At 64.0% G+C, this 20752-nt stretch carries 19 protein-coding genes; 15 read left to right on the top strand and 4 right to left on the bottom strand.

Annotated features, from left to right (window positions below; all coding sequences use genetic code 11):
* The first annotated feature begins 195 nt into the window (after nucleotides 1-195).
* The 9 genes from ASD01_RS19695 to ASD01_RS19655 all read left to right on the top strand — a co-directional run bounded on the left by ASD01_RS19695 (nucleotide 196) and on the right by ASD01_RS19655 (nucleotide 9209).
* Nucleotides 196-645, top strand: coding sequence for a helix-turn-helix domain-containing protein (locus ASD01_RS19695; protein ID WP_060521790.1), 450 nt, complete (start codon nucleotides 196-198; stop codon nucleotides 643-645).
* 27 nt (nucleotides 646-672) lie between these two features.
* Nucleotides 673-2544: a hypothetical protein gene (locus tag ASD01_RS19690; protein WP_060521791.1), complete on the top strand. Its 1872-nt coding sequence runs from the start codon at nucleotides 673-675 to the stop codon at nucleotides 2542-2544.
* Between the two features lie 32 nt (nucleotides 2545-2576).
* Nucleotides 2577-2798 (top strand): hypothetical protein, encoded by a 222-nt coding sequence (locus ASD01_RS19685; RefSeq protein ID WP_034799164.1) that lies wholly within the window; start codon nucleotides 2577-2579, stop codon nucleotides 2796-2798.
* A 7-nt stretch (nucleotides 2799-2805) separates the two neighbouring features.
* Nucleotides 2806-4053, top strand: coding sequence for a YcaO-like family protein (locus tag ASD01_RS19680; protein ID WP_082566552.1), 1248 nt, complete (start codon nucleotides 2806-2808; stop codon nucleotides 4051-4053).
* The gene (locus tag ASD01_RS19675) at nucleotides 4050-4775 is read left to right on the top strand and encodes a TfuA-like protein (RefSeq protein ID WP_060521792.1); all 726 of its coding nucleotides are present in this window, start codon (nucleotides 4050-4052) and stop codon (nucleotides 4773-4775) included. Before ASD01_RS19680 ends, ASD01_RS19675 begins: the two co-directional genes overlap by 4 nt.
* A gap of 119 nt (nucleotides 4776-4894) precedes the next feature.
* Entirely contained in the window at nucleotides 4895-5131 is a 237-nt protein-coding gene (locus ASD01_RS19670; RefSeq protein ID WP_034799160.1) for a hypothetical protein, read from the top strand.
* Between the two features lie 437 nt (nucleotides 5132-5568).
* Entirely contained in the window at nucleotides 5569-6606 is a 1038-nt protein-coding gene (locus tag ASD01_RS19665; protein ID WP_034799159.1) for an isopenicillin N synthase family dioxygenase, read from the top strand.
* Nucleotides 6607-6651: 45 nt separating this feature from the next.
* Entirely contained in the window at nucleotides 6652-8013 is a 1362-nt protein-coding gene (locus ASD01_RS19660; RefSeq protein WP_082566553.1) for an O-acetylhomoserine aminocarboxypropyltransferase/cysteine synthase family protein, read from the top strand.
* A gap of 170 nt (nucleotides 8014-8183) precedes the next feature.
* Nucleotides 8184-9209, top strand: a complete 1026-nt coding sequence (locus tag ASD01_RS19655; RefSeq protein WP_034799157.1) for an NADP-dependent oxidoreductase — start codon at nucleotides 8184-8186, stop codon at nucleotides 9207-9209.
* A 19-nt stretch (nucleotides 9210-9228) separates the two neighbouring features.
* On the opposite strand, the gene ASD01_RS19650 is transcribed toward ASD01_RS19655, so the two are convergent.
* The 4 genes from ASD01_RS19650 to ASD01_RS19625 all read right to left on the bottom strand — a co-directional run bounded on the left by ASD01_RS19650 (nucleotide 9229) and on the right by ASD01_RS19625 (nucleotide 14010).
* The gene (locus ASD01_RS19650; protein WP_060601583.1) at nucleotides 9229-10995 is read right to left on the bottom strand and encodes a tetratricopeptide repeat protein; all 1767 of its coding nucleotides are present in this window, start codon (nucleotides 10993-10995) and stop codon (nucleotides 9229-9231) included.
* A 233-nt stretch (nucleotides 10996-11228) separates the two neighbouring features.
* A complete protein-coding gene (locus tag ASD01_RS19640; RefSeq protein ID WP_060521795.1) occupies nucleotides 11229-11489 on the bottom strand; it encodes a hypothetical protein in 261 nt (86 codons plus the stop codon).
* A 446-nt stretch (nucleotides 11490-11935) separates the two neighbouring features.
* A complete protein-coding gene (locus tag ASD01_RS19630) occupies nucleotides 11936-12967 on the bottom strand; it encodes an HAD family hydrolase (protein WP_082584670.1) in 1032 nt (343 codons plus the stop codon).
* 77 nt (nucleotides 12968-13044) lie between these two features.
* Nucleotides 13045-14010 carry a formylglycine-generating enzyme family protein gene (locus tag ASD01_RS19625; protein ID WP_082566554.1) on the bottom strand — a complete coding sequence of 322 codons (966 nt, stop codon included), beginning with the start codon at nucleotides 14008-14010 and terminating at the stop codon, nucleotides 13045-13047.
* A gap of 277 nt (nucleotides 14011-14287) precedes the next feature.
* Between ASD01_RS19625 and ASD01_RS19620 the strand changes: the two genes are divergently transcribed.
* From ASD01_RS19620 to ASD01_RS19595, 6 genes are read left to right on the top strand one after another with little or no spacing between them, the layout of a single operon-like run.
* The gene (locus ASD01_RS19620) at nucleotides 14288-15259 is read left to right on the top strand and encodes an AAA family ATPase (RefSeq protein ID WP_060521798.1); all 972 of its coding nucleotides are present in this window, start codon (nucleotides 14288-14290) and stop codon (nucleotides 15257-15259) included.
* 16 nt (nucleotides 15260-15275) lie between these two features.
* Complete coding sequence (locus ASD01_RS19615) at nucleotides 15276-16271, top strand: DUF58 domain-containing protein (protein WP_082566555.1); 996 nt, start codon at nucleotides 15276-15278, stop codon at nucleotides 16269-16271.
* The gene (locus tag ASD01_RS19610) at nucleotides 16271-16798 is read left to right on the top strand and encodes a DUF4381 domain-containing protein (RefSeq protein ID WP_060521799.1); all 528 of its coding nucleotides are present in this window, start codon (nucleotides 16271-16273) and stop codon (nucleotides 16796-16798) included. Before ASD01_RS19615 ends, ASD01_RS19610 begins: the two co-directional genes overlap by 1 nt.
* Nucleotides 16785-17789: a vWA domain-containing protein gene (locus ASD01_RS19605; RefSeq protein ID WP_034799141.1), complete on the top strand. Its 1005-nt coding sequence runs from the start codon at nucleotides 16785-16787 to the stop codon at nucleotides 17787-17789. Before ASD01_RS19610 ends, ASD01_RS19605 begins: the two co-directional genes overlap by 14 nt.
* Nucleotides 17786-19357 carry a vWA domain-containing protein gene (locus ASD01_RS19600; RefSeq protein WP_060644290.1) on the top strand — a complete coding sequence of 524 codons (1572 nt, stop codon included), beginning with the start codon at nucleotides 17786-17788 and terminating at the stop codon, nucleotides 19355-19357. The genes ASD01_RS19605 and ASD01_RS19600 overlap by 4 nt, the downstream gene beginning before the upstream one ends.
* On the top strand, nucleotides 19354-20742 hold the full coding sequence (locus tag ASD01_RS19595; RefSeq protein WP_060601595.1) for a BatD family protein: 1389 nt from the start codon (nucleotides 19354-19356) through the stop codon (nucleotides 20740-20742). Before ASD01_RS19600 ends, ASD01_RS19595 begins: the two co-directional genes overlap by 4 nt.
* The last annotated feature ends 10 nt before the right edge of the window (nucleotides 20743-20752 follow it).

The following is a 20752-nucleotide window of genomic DNA, read 5'->3' as shown; positions in this document are numbered from 1 at the left end:
TTCACCACCCCTCCCCGGTCCTTCAGGTTGCCCGCTTCTGTCCCGATCGCGACGGTCGCTATCCCGTCTCCCCGGGTAAAATCATTAAAGCGTCGCAAATCTTTGTGTTTTAGCCCGTAGTGATTGCATAGAGTCATTTATTCAAGCAAACTCATATGTATGATTTGACCACTCCTACGTGCGGAGGAAATACAAGTGAACACGAAAGCCCCCAGCCAGATCGATGTCTTTGTCGGTTCCCGCGTCAGGATGCGTCGGTTGATGGCCGGACTGAGCCAGGAGAAGCTGGCCGACGGTCTCGGGATCACATTCCAGCAGGTACAGAAGTACGAAAAAGGCACCAACCGCATCGGCGCGAGCCGTCTGCAGGCGATCGCCGATATCCTCGGCGTGCACCCGAGCTTCTTCTTCCAGGAGGGTGAAGACCCTGCCGGCGCACGCAACGGCGACACAACGCGCGAGCCGAGCGAAATCTCGTCCTTCGTTTCGTCGAAGGAAGGCATCGCGCTCAACCGCGCTTTCCTGAAGATCACGGACCCGGTGCTGCGCAAGAAGATCATCTCGCTGGTCGCCGCCGTTGCCCAGACGCCGGAGACCGAGACCGCCCGCTCAAGCACGAGCCACGCTCAGGACCTGCACGGCTAAGCACCCGCGCCCGACAGGAATGACCGGATGACATTCAGACTGCAGACCCTCGGGCGCTTGCGGCTCGTCGATAACGGCGGGCGTGAGGTAGCGTTTCCCGAAAAGGGTCTGCTGATCCTGTGTCATCTGATCGTCGGCGGCCACAGCGAGCAGTCAAGAAACGATGTCGCCAAGCTCCTTTGGGACGAGATCGTCCCGAGCCAGGCCTTCGTCAATCTGCGCAAGACGGTCTCCCGCATCAGCGCGCGCCAGGAAGAACTCGGCTGTCACTTCCTGAGTTTCTCGCCGTCGGCCGTGCGCTTCGACGCCAGCCGGCTCAAGAGCGACCTCGATACCATCGGGCGTGAGGCGGGCGATCCACTTTCCCGTCTCCAGTGGGCCGTCGAAACCTTCCAGGAAGACTTCCTCAAGGACTTGAAGTCCCAGGGCCAGGCGCTGCATGGCTGGATCGAGCGGCAGCGTGGCGAGCATATGGCGCTGCTGCGCGAAAGCCTGCTTCTTGCGGCAGCGGAGGCGACGAACAATCATCGCAAGCTGGTCAAGGCGGCAGCGACCCGGCTGCTCGAGCGCAACCCGCTCGACGAGGACGTGCGCAAGATCCTGACCCAGGCGTTTCAGCTTGAGGGCAACCATCTGGAGGCACGGGCTGTCTCGAATGGCGGCGGCGCGATCGCGATCAACAGGCCGGAATTGCGATCGGTCTCGACGATAATCGCGCCGACGTCGGAGCCGGCAGCCGACTCGCGCCCGCCGCGCGTCGTGCTTCTGCCGCCGAACAACGGCGCGAACGACAGTCCGGCAACACAATTTGCAAGCGCATTGATCGAGGACGTGACGATCGGGCTTTGCGCGCTTCGCTCGGTTTCGGTGATCGCGCCCTACACGGCCGCACAGATCAGCCTGCAGGCAGACAAGGCCAGCACCTACCAGAAGCACGCCATCAGCTACATTCTCGACACGCGCCTGACCGACGAAGGCAGCCGGCTGACGCTCTTCACGCAACTGATCTTCTTTGCCAATGACGAAGTGATCTGGGCCGACCGTTTCAATCTCGATGGCGACGGGCTGATGGCCTCACGGCGGGAAATCGCCCGCCAGATCGCGCTGGCGATCGCCAACCAGGTGGAGCGCAACGAGACCCATCGCCAGACCTACGAGACCAATGTCGGCTCGTACCGCAGCTTCCTCCTCGGGCAGCGCTATCTCAAGCAGCTCAACCTTCCGGAGCTGCGGCGCGCGCGCAAGAGTTTCCGCCAGTCGCTCTATGAGAACTCCGGCTTTGCGCCGGCGATGAGCGGGCTCGCCCGCAGCTATTTTTTCGAGTGGCTGCTGACAGCCCGCGGCGACGCAGAGCTGCTGGCGCTTGCGGAACGGCATGCGCGCGATGCGGTGGTGGCCGACGACACGCTGGCAACGGGCTATCGCGAGCTTGGCGTCGTCAAGCTCTACTTGAGACAGTTCGACGAGAGCATGGAATACCATGACAAGGCGGAGGCGCTGAGCCCTCAGCACGCCAACGTGATTGCGAGCTACGCCGACACGCTGGTGCAAGCTTCGCGCCCCGAGGGTGGCCTGCGCAAGATCCAGGCAGCAATCGATCTCAACCCGATTGCGCCGGACGAATATTTCTGGACCGCGGCCGGCGCCAGCTACTCGCTTGGCCAGTATGAGCAGGCGATCGCCTATATCGAGCGCATGCGCGATCCGACCCCTGCCGACCGGCTGTCGGCGGCAAGTTGGGGCATGCTCGGCAACCGGAAAAAAGCGCGCCAGTTCGTCCGTAAGACTTTCGACGTGCATCCGGACTTTGATCTCGACAAGTGGATGACCATCGTTCCCTTTAGGGAAGAATGGCAGCGCGTTCATTATTGCGAGGGCCTGCGCAAGGCGGGCTTCTAATTTCTCACATCAGCAACGGCCAGGAGGGGAAAATGGCAAAAGTAGTGGTGATCGGTTTGGCGGGTGACAACCGGCTTTGGGTTGCGGATCTGGATGCGGGCACGGTCTCGCAGATCGCAACGCCGACGCAGGGGCCGCTGGCTGCGGCCAACGACCTGCGTAACAACAGCGGGGCAATGGTGCACAAGGGCGTCAATCTCGCCGTGGTTGCGGCCTCGTCCGGCTCCGTTTCCGGCGGGTTCATGGACGGCTAGTCCACGCGTGGCACAAGCCGCTGAAACTGGCCGGCCGTCGGACGAGCATTCCAGCCGTCCGGCGGCCGAGCCGCTTTCCTACAGCGATCGCGCCTGCCCGCCAGAAGAAACGTTCCGGCGGATCGAGGCATTCCTGCCGGCGCTCGGCGTCACCCGGCTCGCGCGGCTGACCGGCCTCGACCGGCTCGGCATTCCCGTGTGGAGCGCCGTGTCGCCCAACGCCCGATCGATCGTCATCAACCAGGGAAAAGGCATCACCGACGTTGACGCCAAGGTTTCGGCGGCCATGGAGGCGATCGAGCGGGCAGTGGCCTGCGCGCCGTCGGCCGCGACAAGAACGGCCACCAGCCGGGCTCTTTCCGAAACGGGCGATCGAACGCTGCATCTGCCGGGGCTCATCTCGGCGGGGCAAGCGGACCTTCAGAACGACGAAACGATCGACTGGCTCCGTGGCTTCGACCTCTTTGACGGCGCAACCACCTGGGTCCCGCGCGAAGCGACAATCCTCGACCGGACGATCGTCGATTGTCGTTACTGGCAGTCCTCCGATGGCCTGGCCTCGGGCAACACCGAGACCGAGGCGACCCTGCACGGCTTGCTCGAGCGCATCGAGCGCGACGCCGAAACGCTGTGGCGAATGCTGCCGCTGAACGGCAAGCACCGAGGCTGCATCGATCCGGGAAGTTTGGAGGATCCTGTCCTCGATGCCCTTACGGAACGGATCGCCTCTTCAGGTCTGGAGTTGCGCCTGTTCGACATGACCAGCGACATCGGCATCCCCTGCTATGCCGCAACCCTCGCCGAAGCGGGCATTCTCTCGGCCAGGCAGCCGCGTTATCACGACGTCACGATCGGCCACGGTGCCCACCCCGTGGCGCGGCGCGCCGCCATCCGTGCCGTGACCGAGGCCGCCCAGTCGCGGCTTACCTATATCAGCGGCGCCCGCGACGATGTGTTCCCGGAAACCTTCACCCGCGACCTTCCCGAGGAAACGCGAGGCCTGTTTGCCGCCGTGCCGCTCCGGACAAGCGTGGCGGCCCCCGATGTCCCGGCCGGGCCTCAGGCGCAGCTCGATTACGTACTGCGGCGGCTTGAAGTGGCTGGCGTCCGGACGGTTGTCGTCGTTCCGCTGATGGAAGGCGTTGCACCTTTCTCGGTGGTCAAGGTCATCGTTCCGGCCCTCGAAAATCCCGACGGCCTGCGCAAGCGTCGCTTCGGAGAACGCGCGCTCGCCCGTGCTCTGGAGGCCGGATGAACGTTGTCTTTGTTGGCCCGACGCTGCCGGACGCACGAAACGCGGCGGACAAGAGCGTCCTAATCCTCCCGCCTGCCGTTCAGGGCGACGTCCTGCGCGAAGTTGAGGGCGGTGCAACCGCGATCGGGCTTATCGACGGCAACTTCGAAAATGCTGCGCCCGTCTGGCACAAGGAAATCCTTTATGCGCTGTCGCTGGGCGTGCAGGTCTTCGGCGCGGCCAGCATGGGCGCGCTGCGCGCGGCGGAATGCGCGCCCTTCGGCATGGTCGGCATTGGCGAGATCTACCGGCAATACGCCGAAGGAGCCCGCGTGGACGACGCCGATGTTGCGCTGATCCACGGCCCGGCCGAACTCGGCTATCTGCCGCTGACACTCCCGCTGGTCAACGTCGATGCGACGCTCAAGCGCCTCTCGCAGACCCAAGCCCTTGCCCCAGCGCTCATCGCATTGATGGGCGCGACGGCGTCCGCCATGTTCTACAAGGAGCGCAACTGGGCGGGCATCGTCGCGCGCGTTGCACTGCCGGCGGGGACGAACCCCGCCCGTCTCACCGCGCTGCTCGCGAGCGAATATGTCGACCAGAAGGGCATCGACGCGCGACATTTACTGGACGCACTGCGACACACGCCAACCCAACGGACGGTTGCAACGCAAGGCTGGAAATTCAATTCTACCAGCATGTGGAAGAGGTTGTTCGGTCAACCTGACGCTTCATCTTAAGGATGTGGTTTTCACATACAACGTGTGTCACGCTCATGTCACGCGCAATGCCGCGAAGTCACGCTATGATTGGCCACGGTGGGCTGGATCTGCGGATCCAAAGGAAGCTGGGGAAAATCATGCTATCTTCATTTGCTGTGCCAGTAGAACCGGAAGACAAGGAAAAGGAGCTCTTGGCACTGGCTCGTCTTGTCACCTATGCGCGCGACTCCGCCAAGACCCTCAACGTCGAAGGCGTGCAATACTGTCTCGAACTCGCGCTCGCATCGCTGCTCAAGGAGGCCGAGGACTGCGGCAGCCAGAGAGCGCATCTGACCAACGAGTTGCTGACGCGCCCGAGCCTCGGCCGCTGCTGAGTTCCACGCCGCTTTTGGGATTGCGGTCATCCCGCGATTGGTCCGCCTGCGCGGACCGGTGGCTTTGCGATTGAGCGATGACACGAAGATAGCCCCGTTTGGCCGAAGGCGAAGCGGGGTTTTGGTCGTTGTTAGGCATAGCGTCTGCCGCTCCCCGCGTTTCGCCGCAAGCGGATTTCGTCGCCGAACGATCGTTGCTCTCGCACCGCATGAGACAGCTCAGGGAATCCGTAAAACAGACGGCCGGGACGGATATTCCCCGCAAACCAGTTCCGTTCGAAAGCCCGCTTCGCGCTTTCGTTGAAATTTAGTCCATAATTTCCATAGACAATATTGAGTGAGCGAGCCACCTCCGGTTAGGCTTCTCCCATCATGTGCGAACCGGCGCAGGGCCCTTATCGACTGGCCCACCGCCTGAACGACAAAGGGAGACCAGCTTGAGCCAGACAAATCCAACCCTGCCCGTCCTTGACCTTTCGCGCTTTGCGGCGGGCCACCCCGAGCGGGCCGCAGCGCTCGACGAGTTGCGCAGCGTTGCCCGCTCGGTGGGCTTCTTTTATCTCGAGGGCCACGGGATCCCGCAGGACGAAATCGACGGCATTCTCTCGCTTTCGCGCCGCTTCTTCGCGCTGCCGGAGGACGACAAGCTGGCGATCGAGATGCGCAAGTCGCCGCACTTCCGCGGCTACAATCGCGCCGGCCTCGAATACACGCGCGGCACGCAGGACTGGCGCGAACAGGTCGACTTTGGTCCCGAGCGCCAGAGCCTCAATATCGCGTCCGGCGATGCGCCGTGGAAGCGGCTTGTCGGCCCGAACCAGTTTCCGGACGCCTTGCCGGAACTGAAGCCTGCGATCCTTGGCTATATCGAAGCCGTCACCGGGCTCGGTATCCGGCTGATCGAGATTTTCTCCGAAGCGCTCGGGCAGAAGCCCGATGTCTTCGGGCCGATCTATCGCGATGGCCCCAACCAGTTGCTGAAGATCATCCGCTATCCCGGCCGCGACAAGACCGAAAGCGATCAGGGCGTCGGCGCCCACAAGGACGGCGGCTTCGTCACCATCCTGTTGCAGGACGTGGTCGGCGGACTGCAGGTCGACGACGGCAAGGGCGGCTGGATCGACGCACCGCCGAAGCGCGGCACCTTCGTCATCAATGTCGGCGAACTCCTGGAACTGGCATCGAACGGCTATCTGCTCGCCAACATCCACCGGGTGGTAACGCCGCCAGCTGGCGGCGATCGGCTCTCGGTCGCCTTCTTCCTCGGCGCCAATCTCGCCTCGACCATCCCGGTGCTCGATCTCCCGCCACAGCTTGCAGCCGAGGTCCGCGGCGTCACCCAGGATCCGCAGAACCCGCTCTTCCACGAGGTCGGCCGCAACGTGCTGAAATCCCGGCTGCGCTCGCACCCCGATGTCGCCGCCGCGCACCACGCAGACCTGCTGGAACAGCCAAAGGCGGCTGTGCCCGCCTGATCAACCGGACAGCGCCGATCAACCTGAGAGCCAAGGAGAAATGGCATGACGATCCATCAGAAGCCGGAAGAACCGGCAGTCGAGATCAAGACGCCGAACGGCCTGCGCGAAGCCGGCGGGCGGTTGCATCCCGAAACGCTGGCGCTCCACGGCGGCAGCTATCGCTTCGATCCGGCAAGCGGCGCCGTCGCCGTGCCGATCTACCAGACGACCTCCTATCAACTGCCCGGCACCGACGGCGCCGACAAGCTCTTTGCGCTGGAGGCGCCGGGGCATCTCTACACCCGCGTTTCCAACCCGACGCAAGACGCGTTTGAGCAGCGGCTGGCGGAGATCGAAGGGGGAGCAGCCGCGCTGGCACTTGGCTCCGGCCAGGCGGCATCAGCCTTCGCGCTCCTGAACCTTGCGCGCTCCGGCGACAACGTCGTCAGCGCCGCCGGCCTTTATGGCGGCACCTGGGCGCTGTTTGCCGCCACCCTGAAAAGTTTCGGCATCGAGGTTCGTTTCGTCGATGCGGCTGATCCCGAGGCGTTTGCCCGGGCGACGGACGACCGGACACGTGCCTATTATGCCGAGTCCCTGCCGAATCCGAAGCTCGAGGTCTTTCCGATCGCCGAGGTCGCCGAGATCGGCAAGCGCTTCGGCATTCCGCTGGTCGTCGACAACACGGCGGCCCCGCTGACGATCCGGCCCTTCGACCACGGCGCTGCGGTAGTCGTCTATTCGACGACAAAATACATCGGCGGGCACGGTACCTCGATCGGCGGCGCGATCATCGACAGCGGCCAGTTTCCCTGGCACGAGCATGAGGCGCGCCATCCGAACCTGCACGAGCCTGACCCGAGCTACCAGGGCAAGACTTGGCTCGAAAAAGCGGCCGCGATCGCGTTTCATCCCTATATCCTGCGCGCCCGCGCGGTGCTGTTGCGCGACCTCGGCGCCGCGATCAGCCCGCTAAACGCATTCCAGTTCATCCAGGGTCTGGAAACGCTGCCGCTCCGGATCCGGCAGCACAACGAGAATGCCATCAAGGTGGCCGAGTTCCTCCGCACCCACCCGAAGGTGGCGCGGGTGATCTTCCCGAAGTTCCAGGATGGCGAGGCAAAAGCGCGCGGCGGGAAATATCTGCTGAACGGCCACTATGGCGCGCTCGTGGGCTTCGAGCTGAAGGACGGTCGCGAGGCGGGACGGCGTTTCATCGACGGGCTGAAACTGCTCTACCATGTCGCCAATATCGGCGACGCCCGCTCACTGGCCATTCATCCCGCCACGACGACGCACTCGCAGCTGTCGGAGATCGACCAGCTAAAGACCGGGGTGACGCCCGGCTATGTCAGGCTTTCGATCGGCATCGAACATCCGGACGACATCATCGGCGATCTCAGACAAGCGATCGACGCCGCCTGAGCGTAAGACGCTTTCGCATTTTCCGCGGGCTCGTCCACAGGGGCGAGCCCGCGGAGCCGTTTGCGGCTCAAAACACGTCTGTAGGCCTTTGTTTCGTTTCATGCGAAAAGAGCTTCTCGTCGCGCGTCAGCCGTCGCGGGGCATCGGGACACGCACAGGAGGAAAAGACTATGAGCAAGAATACCCAGGTCCTGCTTGCCGCGCGGCCATCCGAAAAACCGGTGCCGAGCGATTTCCGCGTCGTCGAAACGGCTATCCCGGAGCCGGCGGAAGGCGAGGTTCTCCTGAAGATCCTCTACCTTTCGCTCGACCCCTATATGCGCGGCCGCATGAATGCCGGCCGCTCCTATGCCAAGCCGGTGGAGATCGGTGCTGTCATGGAGGGCGGCACGGTCGCCCGCGTCCTCCGCTCGCGTCACCCGGATTTCAGCGACGGCGATTTCGTTCTTTCCCACTCCGGCTGGCAAAGCTATGCGCTGTCGCGTGGTACTGACTTGCGCAAGCTCGATCCGGCGGCCGCACCTCTTTCGACGGCACTCGGCATTCTCGGCATGCCCGGTTTCACCGCCTATGCGGGGCTGCTGACGATCGGCAAACCGCTGCCGGGCGAAACGGTCGTCGTGGCGGCTGCAAGCGGCGCCGTCGGCTCGGCGGTCGGGCAGATTGCCCGCATCAAGGGTGCGCGCGCAGTCGGGATTGCCGGCGGGGCGGACAAATGCGCCTTCGTTCGCGACACGCTCGGCTTCGACGCGGTGATCGATCACCGCGCGCCTGATTTCGCCGAACAGCTCGCCGCCGCCTGCCCCAAAGGCATCGACGTCTATTTCGAGAATGTCGGCGGTCATGTCTGGGATGCGGTGTTCCCGCTGTTGAACGACTTCGCTCGCGTGCCCGTCTGCGGCCTGATTGCGCACTACAACCAGCCCGCAGGCGCGCAAGCCGGGAGCGACCGGTTGCCCGGCGTCATGCGCGAAGTGCTCAGCCGGAGCCTGCTCATCCGGGGTTTCATCCAGCGCGAGTTTGCCGATCAGAGGCCGCTCTTCTATCAGGAGATGGCCGGCTGGATCAAAAGCGGCGAAGTCCGCTACCGCGAAGACATCGTCGACGGGCTCGAGAATGCGCCGGAAGCCTTCATCGGTCTGCTGGACGGCCGCAATTTCGGCAAGCTGGTGATCCGGGTCGCCGCCGAAAACTAAAAGGGGCTCGGGCCCGGCGTTACTGCTGGGCGAAGCCGGCCTTGGCGAGACCGTCATCAAGCAACGCGATCAGGTCCGGCGCGTAGCCGCGAGCGACCAGTTCCGTATCGTACGGCTGCGACGCGCGCGTTTCGTTCAGGCGCAATCCGTCCAAGGCGCTGGTCGCTTCCCGCGTCAGGCCGAGTTGGCCTGCCGCTGCCACGCGCAGGAGATTGACCGCCATGTCCGCCGGATTGGCAAGCTCGCGTGCGCGCCTCAGCGCTTCGCGGTAGCGCCCGCTGCGGTAGTCTTCCAGCGCCAGGGTCAGCGCGGCATCGTGGTGAAGATACTCGCTGCCGGCATCCGCCACACGGGCCAGATTCACCCCTTGCGAATAGGCGCCGCTGACGAAAAGCAGCAGGCCTAGCCGTGCCGGAATGGCGTCGTCGAGCGGATTGAGTGCCGCCGCGCGCCGACCGGAAATGAACGCCGCTTCCCTGTCGCCGGCTGCAAAGCGCGCTTGCATCTGGGCGACGTAGCTCTGGCTCGATTGCGGTGCCAGCGCAACGGCCTTGTCGGCGAGCTTCAGCGCACGCTCAGCCACCGTCGGCGCGGCGCTCGCTTCACCGGTTGCCACCAACACCATCGCCAAGCTCGCCAAAACATCGGCGTCGGCGGCCTGGTAGGCGACGGATTTTTCAAGGCAGCCGTGGGCCGAAACCAGTCCCTCAGGGTCGATCCGCGCCAGTGCCACATCCGCCTGAAGCACGCAGCCGAAGCCGATCGACGGCGTCACCAGTTGCCGCGCAGCCTCCAGACTGACAATGACGCCCTCTTCGCCGGCAAGCGAAAGGGCCAGACGAGAAAGCAGCTTTTCCTGTATTTCCTGCGCATCGCCGCTATCGAGCGCCACCTTAGAGCTGCCGGACCTCAGCGCCTCGTTGCTTTGCACATCGATCACCTGCCAGGAGACCTCATGCCGGCGCTCGTCGGTGCTGTAGGCGATGGAAAGCCTGTACTCCTTGCTGCCCTGCAGCTTGACCGGCGGCGCGGACGAAACCCACCCGGTTATCGACGCCACGTCGACACCCGCGGGCGAGACCGGCGCAAGAGTGCGGACGGCGGAAAACTGCGAGAGTGCGTGGACCAGATAGTCTCCCGCCTTCTTCTGCACCTCGTCGTCAGCCCCGAGCCGCGTCGGCACGTCAACGACGATCGTCGGCTTGGCCGAGAAAACCGGCTGCCAGGGAAGGTGGTCGGCAACGGACACGTAGAAGGCCCCGGCCATGACCGCCACGCCGGCTCCAAGTGCCGCGAAGCCCGCAAGCGGGCGCCATTTGCGGGCAAGAACGGCAGGCGCAATCGCGAGCTCGATGGGCTGCTCGGCTGCCGCCTCAGCAACCGGCGTCGTGCTCTCGAGCACCCCTCTCAAAGGCTCACCGCTGATCACGAATTGCGGAACGTAATTGCCTTTCGGCAGCTCGATGCGAAGCTCCGCTCTTTCGCCGAGCGCCTCGTAATACTGCGCCAGGGCCGCGCGCAGGCGCGACGCTTCCACACGCACGATCGGATCGGTCGCAGGATCGAAGGAGGCGGGCCGTCCGAAGACGTCAATGGCGATCGTGTAGGCTTTCACCTGGCCCGAACGGCCAGCGAAAAACTCGTCAACCAGGTACCGCAACAGCTTGCGATGACGCTCGGTCGCGTGAAACTGGCTGTCGGCAAGAATGCGCTCAAGGGCGGCTCGCGCCTCGCATTCTGCAACGGCAATGCAGTTCGTATGACCCGCATTTCTGCTGGCTTCCATGATGCGCTCCCAACTGCCACAACCCCAAAGAGAGTGCAACGCGAGGCGAACTCTAGACGAGAGCTTCCGTGGCGGAAAGAAGAATATCGCAGCGTCACAAAATATTTTCATCGAAGAATTGAATCATTTTAAGTTGGAACAGGAACGCTCGATCATTCCCATAGAATTCTTGTGGGGTTTTCGTCGCTCTGACAAGCTCAAGCGAGCTATTTGTTAATCACAACGGACTACGCTCACGTCCCCGTATCGGCGATACAGACGGAAATGACCTCTTCTTCGATCTCGCGACAGATCAATTCATACTCCGAGATCATCGGATGATCCAGAGGGGCGAGACGCCTTTGCCGGTCAAGCATAGAGCTCGCTTCCTCATAGGCTTCGCAGAGGCTTGCCAGGGACTGGTTCTTGGCACAGAGCAATTGCAACTGGCCGCGCAGAGCCGGCAGCCTGAGCATAAGCTTCAGTAGTCCCCGTTGAGAGGCTGCGCTGGGCATGGGTTACCATCCGTTTGAACGACAATCGATGCTCATGCCTTTGCATTCCCCAAGGTGTCAGCGACGACCAGACACCGTTGCGGGCGGGGGCCGGCTCGCCGGTCGGTGCTTGTGGCCAATCCGGCCCTCGCTTACCTCTCCCCTGAGCGAAAAGTGGCACGAACGCCGATTTTCGGAAGTACGTAACAGTAACATTGGCCCGGATTGCCGGCGCCTTGGCAATCTTCGCCTGGAATCCCATGATTCCGGCCGTCAGCAGCCGCACAGGCGGCACACGCGATATCGCGATCGATGTTGAGAGATGTTCCGCGGCGGGAAAGACGAGCAAGAGCACCATCGTCCGCGCGACGATAGTCGACCACGGCCCCGCGCTAAAGTCGCACTTGGCACTCGGCCCTCGCCCCGACATCGATAGCTGAGGCGCACGGCGCCAGCCGTGCAGCCACCTATTTTTCGAAGGCGTAGATCTTGCGCCAGTCGTTCTTCATATCGACCAGAAGCCAGTTTCGCTGCTCGGCCTCGGTCATCGCCTTGTCCAGCTTGCCGACAGGGGATTGCCGATCATAGGCCCATTCGCGCTCCCCGTCCGTATGGTGCACGATCATGCCGAAACGCGGGCCGGAGCCCGCCGTTACCCAACGCAGCATCTCATAGTCGCCATCGGAATTACCGGCGGCGAAGATCGGGCGGCGACCGATAAAGGTGTTGATCCCGACCGGCTTGCCGGCACCGTCGTCGATGAAGTCGATCTTGGGCTCCCGCATCAGCACCGGCGCGTCGCCGTCGAGTTCGTACTTCGTCGTGATGCTGCTGCCGACCACCTGCTCGGGTGGGATCCCATACATCTGTTCGGTCATCGGCCGCATGAATTCGATGCCGCCGCCCGAGACGATATAGGTCTTGAAGCCGTTTGCCCTGAGATAATCGAGCAACTCGCGCATCGGCAGAAAGGTGACCTCGTTATAGGGGCGATCGAAGCGCGGATGCCGGGCGGTTGCAAACCAATCCGTGACCGTTTTCGTGAACGCGTCCGTCGTCATGCCGGCATGGGTCGCCATGACCAACTCGACGATGCCTTTTTCGCCGGCGGCGGCAACGCCTGCCATGTCCCCCTTCAGCAGCGATGCGAAAGGCTCCTTGTCCTTCCATTCGGGGTGCTCGGGCGCCATCGCCTTGACGCGGTCGATGGCGAACATGCCCTGGAAATAGTTCGGCTGCTCGGTCCACAGCGTGCCGTCATTGTCGAAGACGGCGATCCGCTCTGCCGGCGACACGAAATCGGCGCTGCCCTCGCTGGTGACCCGTGTGACGAAATCGACGATCTCGGTTTTCGCCTCGCCATCGTTCCACGAAGGCAGAATGTCGGCCGGCGCATCGGCCGCCACAAGGGCAACAGGTGAGGCGAAGGCCGCAACGAACGCGAGCAGCAGGCCAGCGAGCCTTGCGCGACGCCGCGGTTTGCAAGCCCTTTCGTCCATCACGAACCCCAGACGCATCGCTGTTGCCGTCATCATCCATCCTCCTGGCGGAACGGTTTTCAAGTCCTCCGGCCGGATCAGGGCCGCCGAATGCAACGGAACCCAATATGGGTCGTCGCCGCGTTTTCCTCGTGCGCGTGACGCGCCGCCGGACGATACCGACGGCAATAGTTAGGCGCGCAGAGATGGGATCCGCCTTTCACGACGCGACGGGCGATATGGATCGTCGGCTGCCGCGGATCGAAACTCGCTTCCCGGTCCCCGCCCCGCGGATTGGCGGGTATGCAGCAGCTCTTTTGCGCCGGCGCAGGGTGGCGGGTGGACCAGTAGTCGCTGGTCCATTCCCAGGTATTGCCGATCATGTCGTAGAGGCCGTAGCCATTGGCGGGAAAGCTCGCGACCGGCGAGGTCCGCTCGAAGCCGTCGGGCTTCAGGTTTTCCGTCGGAAATATGCCGTGCCAGGTGTTTGCCATGAAACGTCCCTCGGGCACCAGTTCGTCCCCCCAGGCAAATTCCGCGCCTTCGAGCCCGCCTTTCGCGGCGAACTCCCATTCGGCCTCCGTCGGCAGGTCCTTTCCCGCCCAGGCGGCATAGGCCTTGGCGTCGAGGTAGGAGACCTGCACCACCGGATGGTCGAGTTTGCCGCGGATGTTGCTCTGCCGCCCATAGGGCCGCCGCCAGTCGGCGCCGAACTTGAAGTTCCACCATTGCGACGGACTGTTGCTGGTCACCCGCTTCGGCGGGTCGAAGATCACTGAACCCGCCCGCATCATTTCCGGAAGCGCGCCCGGATAGTCCTTCGGATCGGGCGTCTTCTCCGCCTCGGTCACGTAGCCGGTCGCCTCGACGAAGGCGGCGAACTGCCGGTTGGTAACGGGCGTGACGTCGATCCAGAAGCCGTCAACTTTCACCGGATGGGCCGGCGCTTCCTCCGGATAGTGCTTGTCCGAACCCATGAGAAAGGTCCCGCCCTCGATCCAGATTTGCTCGCGGGCGCTGATCGCCGCCGGCGTTTCGTCGACAAGGGGCATTTTCGGGGACATTTGCATGTGGCTCTGATCTCCCTTGGCACCGTCGGCTAGCACGCGCGCGGACGGTCTGCACACGTTAGCGCCAAATGACCGCTGCCCAAAGTACGTAACCGTTACGCAATCGCCCAAAGCCCTCGGGGCGCAGGCCGCGTGCCACAAGAGGTATCCGCCATCGCCGCTCAGGCCTTCGTTACTGTTACGTTCTTTCCAATTGGCCTGATTTAACAATAAGCTCTCGCGAAAGTTCATGACGACTGATGTTGCCGGCGGGGCAAGGGAGCAGGACTTCATGGGTGCACGCGACGATATCCAACAACTCGGCAAGCGCATCGGCGAAGCGATCATCGGCCAGGAGGGCATGATCGAGCGCTTGCTGCTGGGGCTGCTCAGCAACGGCCATCTGCTGGTCGAGGGCCTGCCCGGACTTGCGAAAACCCGAGCGATCAAGAGCATGGCCAAAAACCTCGATGCGGAGCTTTCGCGCATCCAGTTCACACCCGACCTCTTGCCCGCCGACATCACGGGGTCCGAGATCTATTTTTCCGAGGGCGGCAAGGGCGCGTTCCAGTTCCAGGAAGGGCCGATCTTCGCCAATCTCATCCTCGCCGACGAGGTGAACCGGGCGCCGGCCAAGGTGCAATCGGCGCTGCTCGAGGCGATGGAGGAACGCCAGGTCACGATCGGCGGCAAGAGCCATGTGCTGCCCGATCTCTTTTTGGTCATGGCGACCCAGAACCCGATCGAGCAGGAAGGCACCTATCCGCTTCCCGAAGCGCAACTGGATCGCTTCCTCATGCACATCCAGGTGGATTATCCGGACGCAGCCTCAGAGGCAGACATCATGCGGCTCGTGCGCTCGGAGGAAACCAACGCCAAGTCCAACAATCATGCGACGGAGAAGCTTGCCCAGGACGCGGTCTTTGCCGCACGCAAGGAAATATCGGCGATCACCGTTTCCGAAGCGATCGAGAACTACATCGTCGCGCTGGTGATGGCGACACGTTATCCCGACAAGGTCGACAAGGATCTGGCCAAGTGGCTTCAGGTCGGCGTGAGCCCGCGCGGCGTCATCGGCCTCGATAAGGTTTCGCGGGCGCACGCCTGGTTGAACGGCCGCGATTTCGTCACGCCCGACGATGTGCAGGCGACCGTGCACGATGTCTTTCGCCATCGCCTGGTGCTCTCTTACGAAGCGCATGCCGGCGGCACCACCGCCAACCAGGTGATCGACCGCATCGTCGAGCTCGTCGCGGTCGCCTGAGGATGGAGGTTCGCCGATGGCCATATCCCTGCCGGCCCTCGCCCGCTCACGCGGCATCATAAAGCCCCGCACCGCCGACACCACCGGCGTCTACACCTCGGTGGACGCACTTGTCGGCCTCGAAGCCATGGCCCGCGACCTGACGTTCCTGCGCAAGGCGCCGGTGCGCCGCCTGCTTGCCGGCCGTCACGAATCACGCATGCGCGGCCGCGGACTTTCCTTCGAGGAACTACGCAACTACCTGCCCGGCGACGACATCCGCGCCATCGACTGGCGCGTGACGGCGCGCACCGGCAAGCCGGTCGTCCGCGTTTATGACGAAGAGAAGGACCGGCCGGCCCTCATCCTCGTCGACCAGCGCATCAACATGTTCTTCGGCAGCCGCCGCGCGATGAAGTCGGTCGCCGCGGCGGAAGTGGCAGCGCTCTCCGCCTGGCGCGTGCTGGCCCTTGGCGACCGTGTCGGCGGCTTCGTCTTCGGCGACGAGGAGGTGACCGAAACGCGCCCATACCGCAGCCGCGAAGCGGTGATCCGGCTCGCCGACAGCATCGTTCGCCACAATACCGCACTGCAGGCCGGTTCGCAGGCGCCGCATGGAGCCGAGCAGCTCGACGTCGTGCTGACGACCGTCGCCAACATCGCCCGGCACGATCACCTGATCATCGTCGTCAGCGACTTCGACGGCTACAGCCTCGAAACCCGCGACATGCTTTTGAAGCTTTCGGCCCACAACGATGTGATCTGCGTTCTGATCTACGATCCCTTCCTGCTCGAACTGCCGCGCAAGGGCGATATCGTCTTTAGCGGCGGGCTGCTTCAGGCCGAAGTGCAGTTCGGCCACGGCAATGTGCGCGAGGCGATCGACAGCTTTGCCCGCAAGCGCGGGCGAGCGCTGCGCGCCTGGCAGGAGGAGCTCGGCCTGCCCATGCTGCCGATCTCTGCGGCGGAAGAGGTGGCGCCGCAGCTGCGCACCATGCTCGGCCAGCTCGCCAGCCGGCAGCGGAGGCGATGATGGCGACAGCGGCACCTGCGAAAGATCCGATACTCGACGCCGCCCTTCGGCAGCTCGCGGATATCGCCTTGCCGCAGCCTGTCTCGATGATGCCCCAGACCCCGGCATGGGTGGTGCTCGGCTGCATTGTCCTCCTCATGGCGGCCTTTGCCTGCTGGCGCTGGTACCGGCGCTGGGAGGCCAACAGCTACCGCCGCGAGGCGCTCGCCGACCTCAGAAAGATAGAAGCCGGATTGACCGCCACCGGATCGCGTGGCGAGGCGCTCGCGGCCCTGCCTGTCCTTTTGAAGCGGACCGCGCTCTCGGTCTGGCCACGCGAAGCCATTGCCGGCCTGCACGGCACCGGCTGGACCAAATATCTCGACGCTCATTCCGGCGGCCCCGTCTTTCCGATCGCCTCTGCGCGTTTTTTCGAGGAAGCCGAGTATCGTGGCAGCCAGGCGCTCGCCGCGGTTCCGGAGGCTGAGGCAAAGGCCTACATCGCGGCAGCGCGGCACTGGATCGAGGCGCATCATGTACGTGCTTGACCACGCCTGGGCACTGATCCTTCTGCCGTTGCCCTTCCTTGTCTGGTGGCTGCTTCCGCCATACCGCGAGCAGTCGGCCGCCGTCAGGGTGCCGTTCTTCAAGGACATCACCGCGGCGGCCAATCTCGGTCCGACCGAAGGCTCCGTCGTTCCGAGAACCAATCTCGGCCAGAAGGTGATCGCACCCATCTGCTGGACGCTGATCGTGCTGGCGCTGGCGCGGCCGCAATATGTCGAGCCGCCGATCGAAAAGGTCGAACCGCAGCGCGACCTGATGTTGGCGATCGATCTGTCACAGTCGATGGACACGCGCGACTTTCGCGATCCCGCCGGCAACCTGCAGACCCGCGCCGAAGCGGTGCACGCGGTGGTCGCCGACTTCATCGACCGGCGGCCCAATGACCGGTTGGGCCTGATCGCCTTTGGCGATGCGCCCTATCCGCTGGTACCGTTCACGCTCGACCACAAGACCGTCAAGCTGATGCTGGCCGACAGCCTGCCGGGCATGGCCGGTCCCCGCACCGCCGTCGGCGATGCGATCGGGCTGGCGATCAAAATGTTCGACGCCAGCACCGCGCCGGACAAGGTGATGATCCTCTTGACCGACGGCAACGACACCGCCAGCAAGATGCCGCCCGACAAGGCCGCCGGCATCGCCGCCGAGCGAAAGGTGGTGATCCACACGGTCGGCATCGGCGATCCCAATGCCCAAGGAGAGCAAAAGCTCGACACCGCGGCACTCCAGCAGATCGCCGAAGCGACGAAGGGGCGCTACTTCTTCGGCCAGGATCAGGCCGGTCTGCAGAACATCTACCAATTGCTCGACCAGTTGACGCCGGCAAACCAGAAGACGCTCTCCTGGCGGCCGCGCATCGAGCTGTTCTACTATCCGCTGGGTGCGGCACTCCTGCTGGTGCTCGCCTATCACGCCGTCATGTGGCTCCTATCCTCGCTCGGTGACCGGCGTCAGCGCCGGGAGGCAGCGCCATGATCGCCGATTTTCACTTTCTGCGGCCGCTGTGGCTGCTGGCGCTCGCCGCCGTCCCGCTGCTGATCTACCTCGTCACCCGGCGCGGCGATGTCCGCTCGCAGTGGCAGGACATGATCGCACCGCATCTGCTCGATCACCTGCTGATCGACAAGGGCGGGAAACGGCGCTTCCAGCCGGTGCACGTCACCGCCGCACTGATCGCCGTTGCGGCGATCGCAGCCGCTGGCCCGACCTGGCAGCGTGAACGGCCGCCCTTCGTCGAGGACACCGCACCTCTGGCAATCGCCATCGACCTCAACCCGACGATGAACGCGACCGATGTTTCGCCGACGCGGCTCGAACGCGCCAAATTGAAGGTCCAGGACATTCTCGACAGGAGGAAAGGCTCGCGCACCGCCTTGTTCGCCTATGCCGGCTCCGCCCACATGGTGCTGCCGCTCAGCGACGATGCCGCGCTGGTCAAATCCTACCTCGCCGCGCTGTCGCCGCAGATCATGCCCGTCGAGGGTAAGGACACAGCCAAGGCCCTCCAGGAGGTCGAAAAAGCGCTCGCCAACGAAACGGTGCCTGGCACCATCCTGTTCATGACCGACGGCGTCGAGCGTTCCGCCTTCCCGGCCTTCGGTGGGTATCAGGGGCGCAACTCGCTGATGGTGCTCGGCATCGGCACGGCAGAAGGCGGTCCGGTCAAGACGGCGGACGGCGGGTTCCTGACCGACGCCACCGGCGCGCATGTCAGGGCGAAGCTCGATGTCGACGGCCTCAAGGCGCTGCAGTCCGCATCCAAGGCCGAGGTGGCGTCGGTCACATCCGACGACGCCGACGTCAGCTGGATCATCAGGCGCATCCAGACGAATTTTGCAGCGAAGACGGCCGAAGGGCTGACGCGCTGGTACGATCTCGGCTGGTGGCTGACGATTCCGATCGCCGTCTTCGGCCTCTTCTGGTTCCGACGCGGCTGGACCATACGCTGGGCGGTCTATCTGCTCGCGGCCACTTCGCTCATGGGCAGCGAACGGGTGGAGGCGGCGGACAATCGCTTTATCGACCTCTGGCTCACTCCGGACCAGCAGGGCCGTCGCGCCTTCGAACAGGGCGATTTCCAGGGGGCCTCTGAAACGTTCGCGGATCCCGCCTGGCGCGGCGCAGCGCTCTACCGCGCCGGCCGTTTCCAGGATGCGATCGACACCTTTGCCGAGAGCGATACGGCGGAAAGCTACTACAATCAGGGCAATGCCCTCCTGCACCTCGACAAGGCCGAGGAGGCGATCGCCGCCTACGAGCAGGCGCTAAAGCGCCGCCCCGACTGGACCGACGCCCAAAAGAACCTCGAGATCGCCAAAAAGCGCAAGGCCGACAAGGACAAGCAGGAACAGGACGCACAGCAGGAACAGGCGGGCATTGACCCGGACCAGGTCCAGTTCGACGACAAGGGCAAGAAGGGAACGGAAGCGACCGTTCAGGGCGGACCGCAGACGGCCGACATGTGGATGCGCAACATCCAGGTGTCGCCGGCCGAACTGCTGGCACGAAAATTTGCGATCGAAGCAAAGGAGGCGGCCCCGTGACAGCCCTCGCCGCCCTGCCGCGGCTGATCATCTGGCTCCTCGGCCTGTCGCTTTGGCTTGCAGGCACGGCCTTCGCCGCCGATCCCTTTGCCCGCGCGACGCTCACGACCAAGGCGCCGATTTATGCCGGCCAGCAGATCGAGGTCGACGTCGACGTCTTCGTGCCGAACTACTTCCTTTCGCCGCCGCAGTTTCCTCTGTTCGATCTTCCCGGCACTGTCGTCACCATGCCCGACGAACGCGGCATGAACCTCAACGAGACCGTCAACGGCGAGGCCTTCTCAGGCATCCGCAAAACCTACGCGATCAACCCACAGGCGGCAGGCGACTACGTGCTGCCGCCCGCCATCATTCCGTTCGGCTATGCCGCCGTACCCGGCCAGATGAGCAAGGGTCAGGTGACGTTGCCTTCGCTCAAGTTCACGGTCGAAGCCGTTCCGCAAGGCGCAGGTGGAGAGGCCGGCGTCACCGCCGGAGAAATCACCCTCACCCAGTCTTTCGACCGGGATCCCGCGGGGCTAAAGGCAGGCGATGCCCTGGTGCGGACCATCACCATCCGCGCCGCCGGCCTGGCGCCGATGATGATCCCCGAACCGACCTTCGACGCCCCCGCGGACGTGCAGCTTTACCGGCACGATCCGGTGCTTTCGGAGGAGCGCACGTCACGCGGGGATATCACGGCGGGACTGCGCAAGGACGTGGCAACCTACGTCTTTGCAAAGCCCGGCACCTACGCGCTTCCAGCGATCAGCCTGCCCTGGTTCGACCCGGCGAGCGGATCGATGCAGACGGCCGAGGCGGCCAGAGTGACCGTCAGCGTCAACGCTGCCCCAGCGGCTGCGCCCGCACTCGCCCCGCCTGCGCCGCCGCCCGCTGAGGAACCTTTCGACTGGTTGTGGTGGCTCGGCATCGCGACATCGATCGCCGCTCTCGCGGCGCTTATCCAGCTGGCCGCCAATCTGTTCGGCCGCCTCGAAACCTGGCTGGAAACCGCGCTCGAGCAGAGGGCGCAATCCGAGGCCACGGCATTTCGCCACGTGCTCGACGCCTGTCGGGATCACGACCCCACGCGGCTGGAGACGGCGGTCGACCATTGGTCACGCCGGACTGGCAACACGCCGGTCTCGCGCTGGCTCGACAGCTTCGCCGACCCGGCGACGGCAAACGCTTTTGCCGATTATCGCCGCAGCCGCTATGGCAGCAGCAGCTCCCATCAGGGCGGGCCAGATCTCCTGCGGTTACGCAGCGGTCTGAACGTGGCGAGACAGCGCTGGCTGGCCGAAACCTCCGCTGATAGCGGCGGCCCGACATCGGACTTGCCCGATCTTAATCCCGGTCTGGAGGCCGCGCCGCCAAGGCGCTTCGGAGCCGTCAGCCGGACTTGATTTACCCGCC

It is taken from the genome of Ensifer sp. Root423 (assembly GCF_001426275.1).
GTDB lineage: Bacteria > Pseudomonadota > Alphaproteobacteria > Rhizobiales > Rhizobiaceae > Ensifer > Ensifer adhaerens.
This window is presented reverse-complemented; position numbering and strand designations above follow the sequence as displayed.

Bases quoted from the DNA above. Each gene is read 5' to 3' on its own strand.
- ASD01_RS19670 (WP_034799160.1), top strand. From the start codon at position 4,895: ATGCTATCTTCATTTGCTGTGCCAGTAGAACCGGAAGACAAGGAAAAG.
- ASD01_RS19655 (WP_034799157.1), top strand. From the start codon at position 8,184: ATGAGCAAGAATACCCAGGTCCTGCTTGCCGCGCGGCCATCCGAAAAA.
- ASD01_RS19630 (WP_082584670.1), bottom strand. From the start codon at position 12,967: ATGGACGAAAGGGCTTGCAAACCGCGGCGTCGCGCAAGGCTCGCTGGC.
- ASD01_RS19690 (WP_060521791.1), top strand. From the start codon at position 673: ATGACATTCAGACTGCAGACCCTCGGGCGCTTGCGGCTCGTCGATAAC.
- ASD01_RS19605 (WP_034799141.1), top strand. From the start codon at position 16,785: ATGTACGTGCTTGACCACGCCTGGGCACTGATCCTTCTGCCGTTGCCC.
- ASD01_RS19615 (WP_082566555.1), top strand. From the start codon at position 15,276: ATGGCCATATCCCTGCCGGCCCTCGCCCGCTCACGCGGCATCATAAAG.
- ASD01_RS19640 (WP_060521795.1), bottom strand. From the start codon at position 11,489: ATGCCCAGCGCAGCCTCTCAACGGGGACTACTGAAGCTTATGCTCAGG.
- ASD01_RS19675 (WP_060521792.1), top strand. From the start codon at position 4,050: ATGAACGTTGTCTTTGTTGGCCCGACGCTGCCGGACGCACGAAACGCG.
- ASD01_RS19660 (WP_082566553.1), top strand. From the start codon at position 6,652: ATGACGATCCATCAGAAGCCGGAAGAACCGGCAGTCGAGATCAAGACG.
- ASD01_RS19650 (WP_060601583.1), bottom strand. From the start codon at position 10,995: ATGGAAGCCAGCAGAAATGCGGGTCATACGAACTGCATTGCCGTTGCA.
- ASD01_RS19600 (WP_060644290.1), top strand. From the start codon at position 17,786: ATGATCGCCGATTTTCACTTTCTGCGGCCGCTGTGGCTGCTGGCGCTC.
- ASD01_RS19625 (WP_082566554.1), bottom strand. From the start codon at position 14,010: ATGTCCCCGAAAATGCCCCTTGTCGACGAAACGCCGGCGGCGATCAGC.
- ASD01_RS19620 (WP_060521798.1), top strand. From the start codon at position 14,288: ATGGGTGCACGCGACGATATCCAACAACTCGGCAAGCGCATCGGCGAA.
- ASD01_RS19685 (WP_034799164.1), top strand. From the start codon at position 2,577: ATGGCAAAAGTAGTGGTGATCGGTTTGGCGGGTGACAACCGGCTTTGG.
- ASD01_RS19610 (WP_060521799.1), top strand. From the start codon at position 16,271: ATGGCGACAGCGGCACCTGCGAAAGATCCGATACTCGACGCCGCCCTT.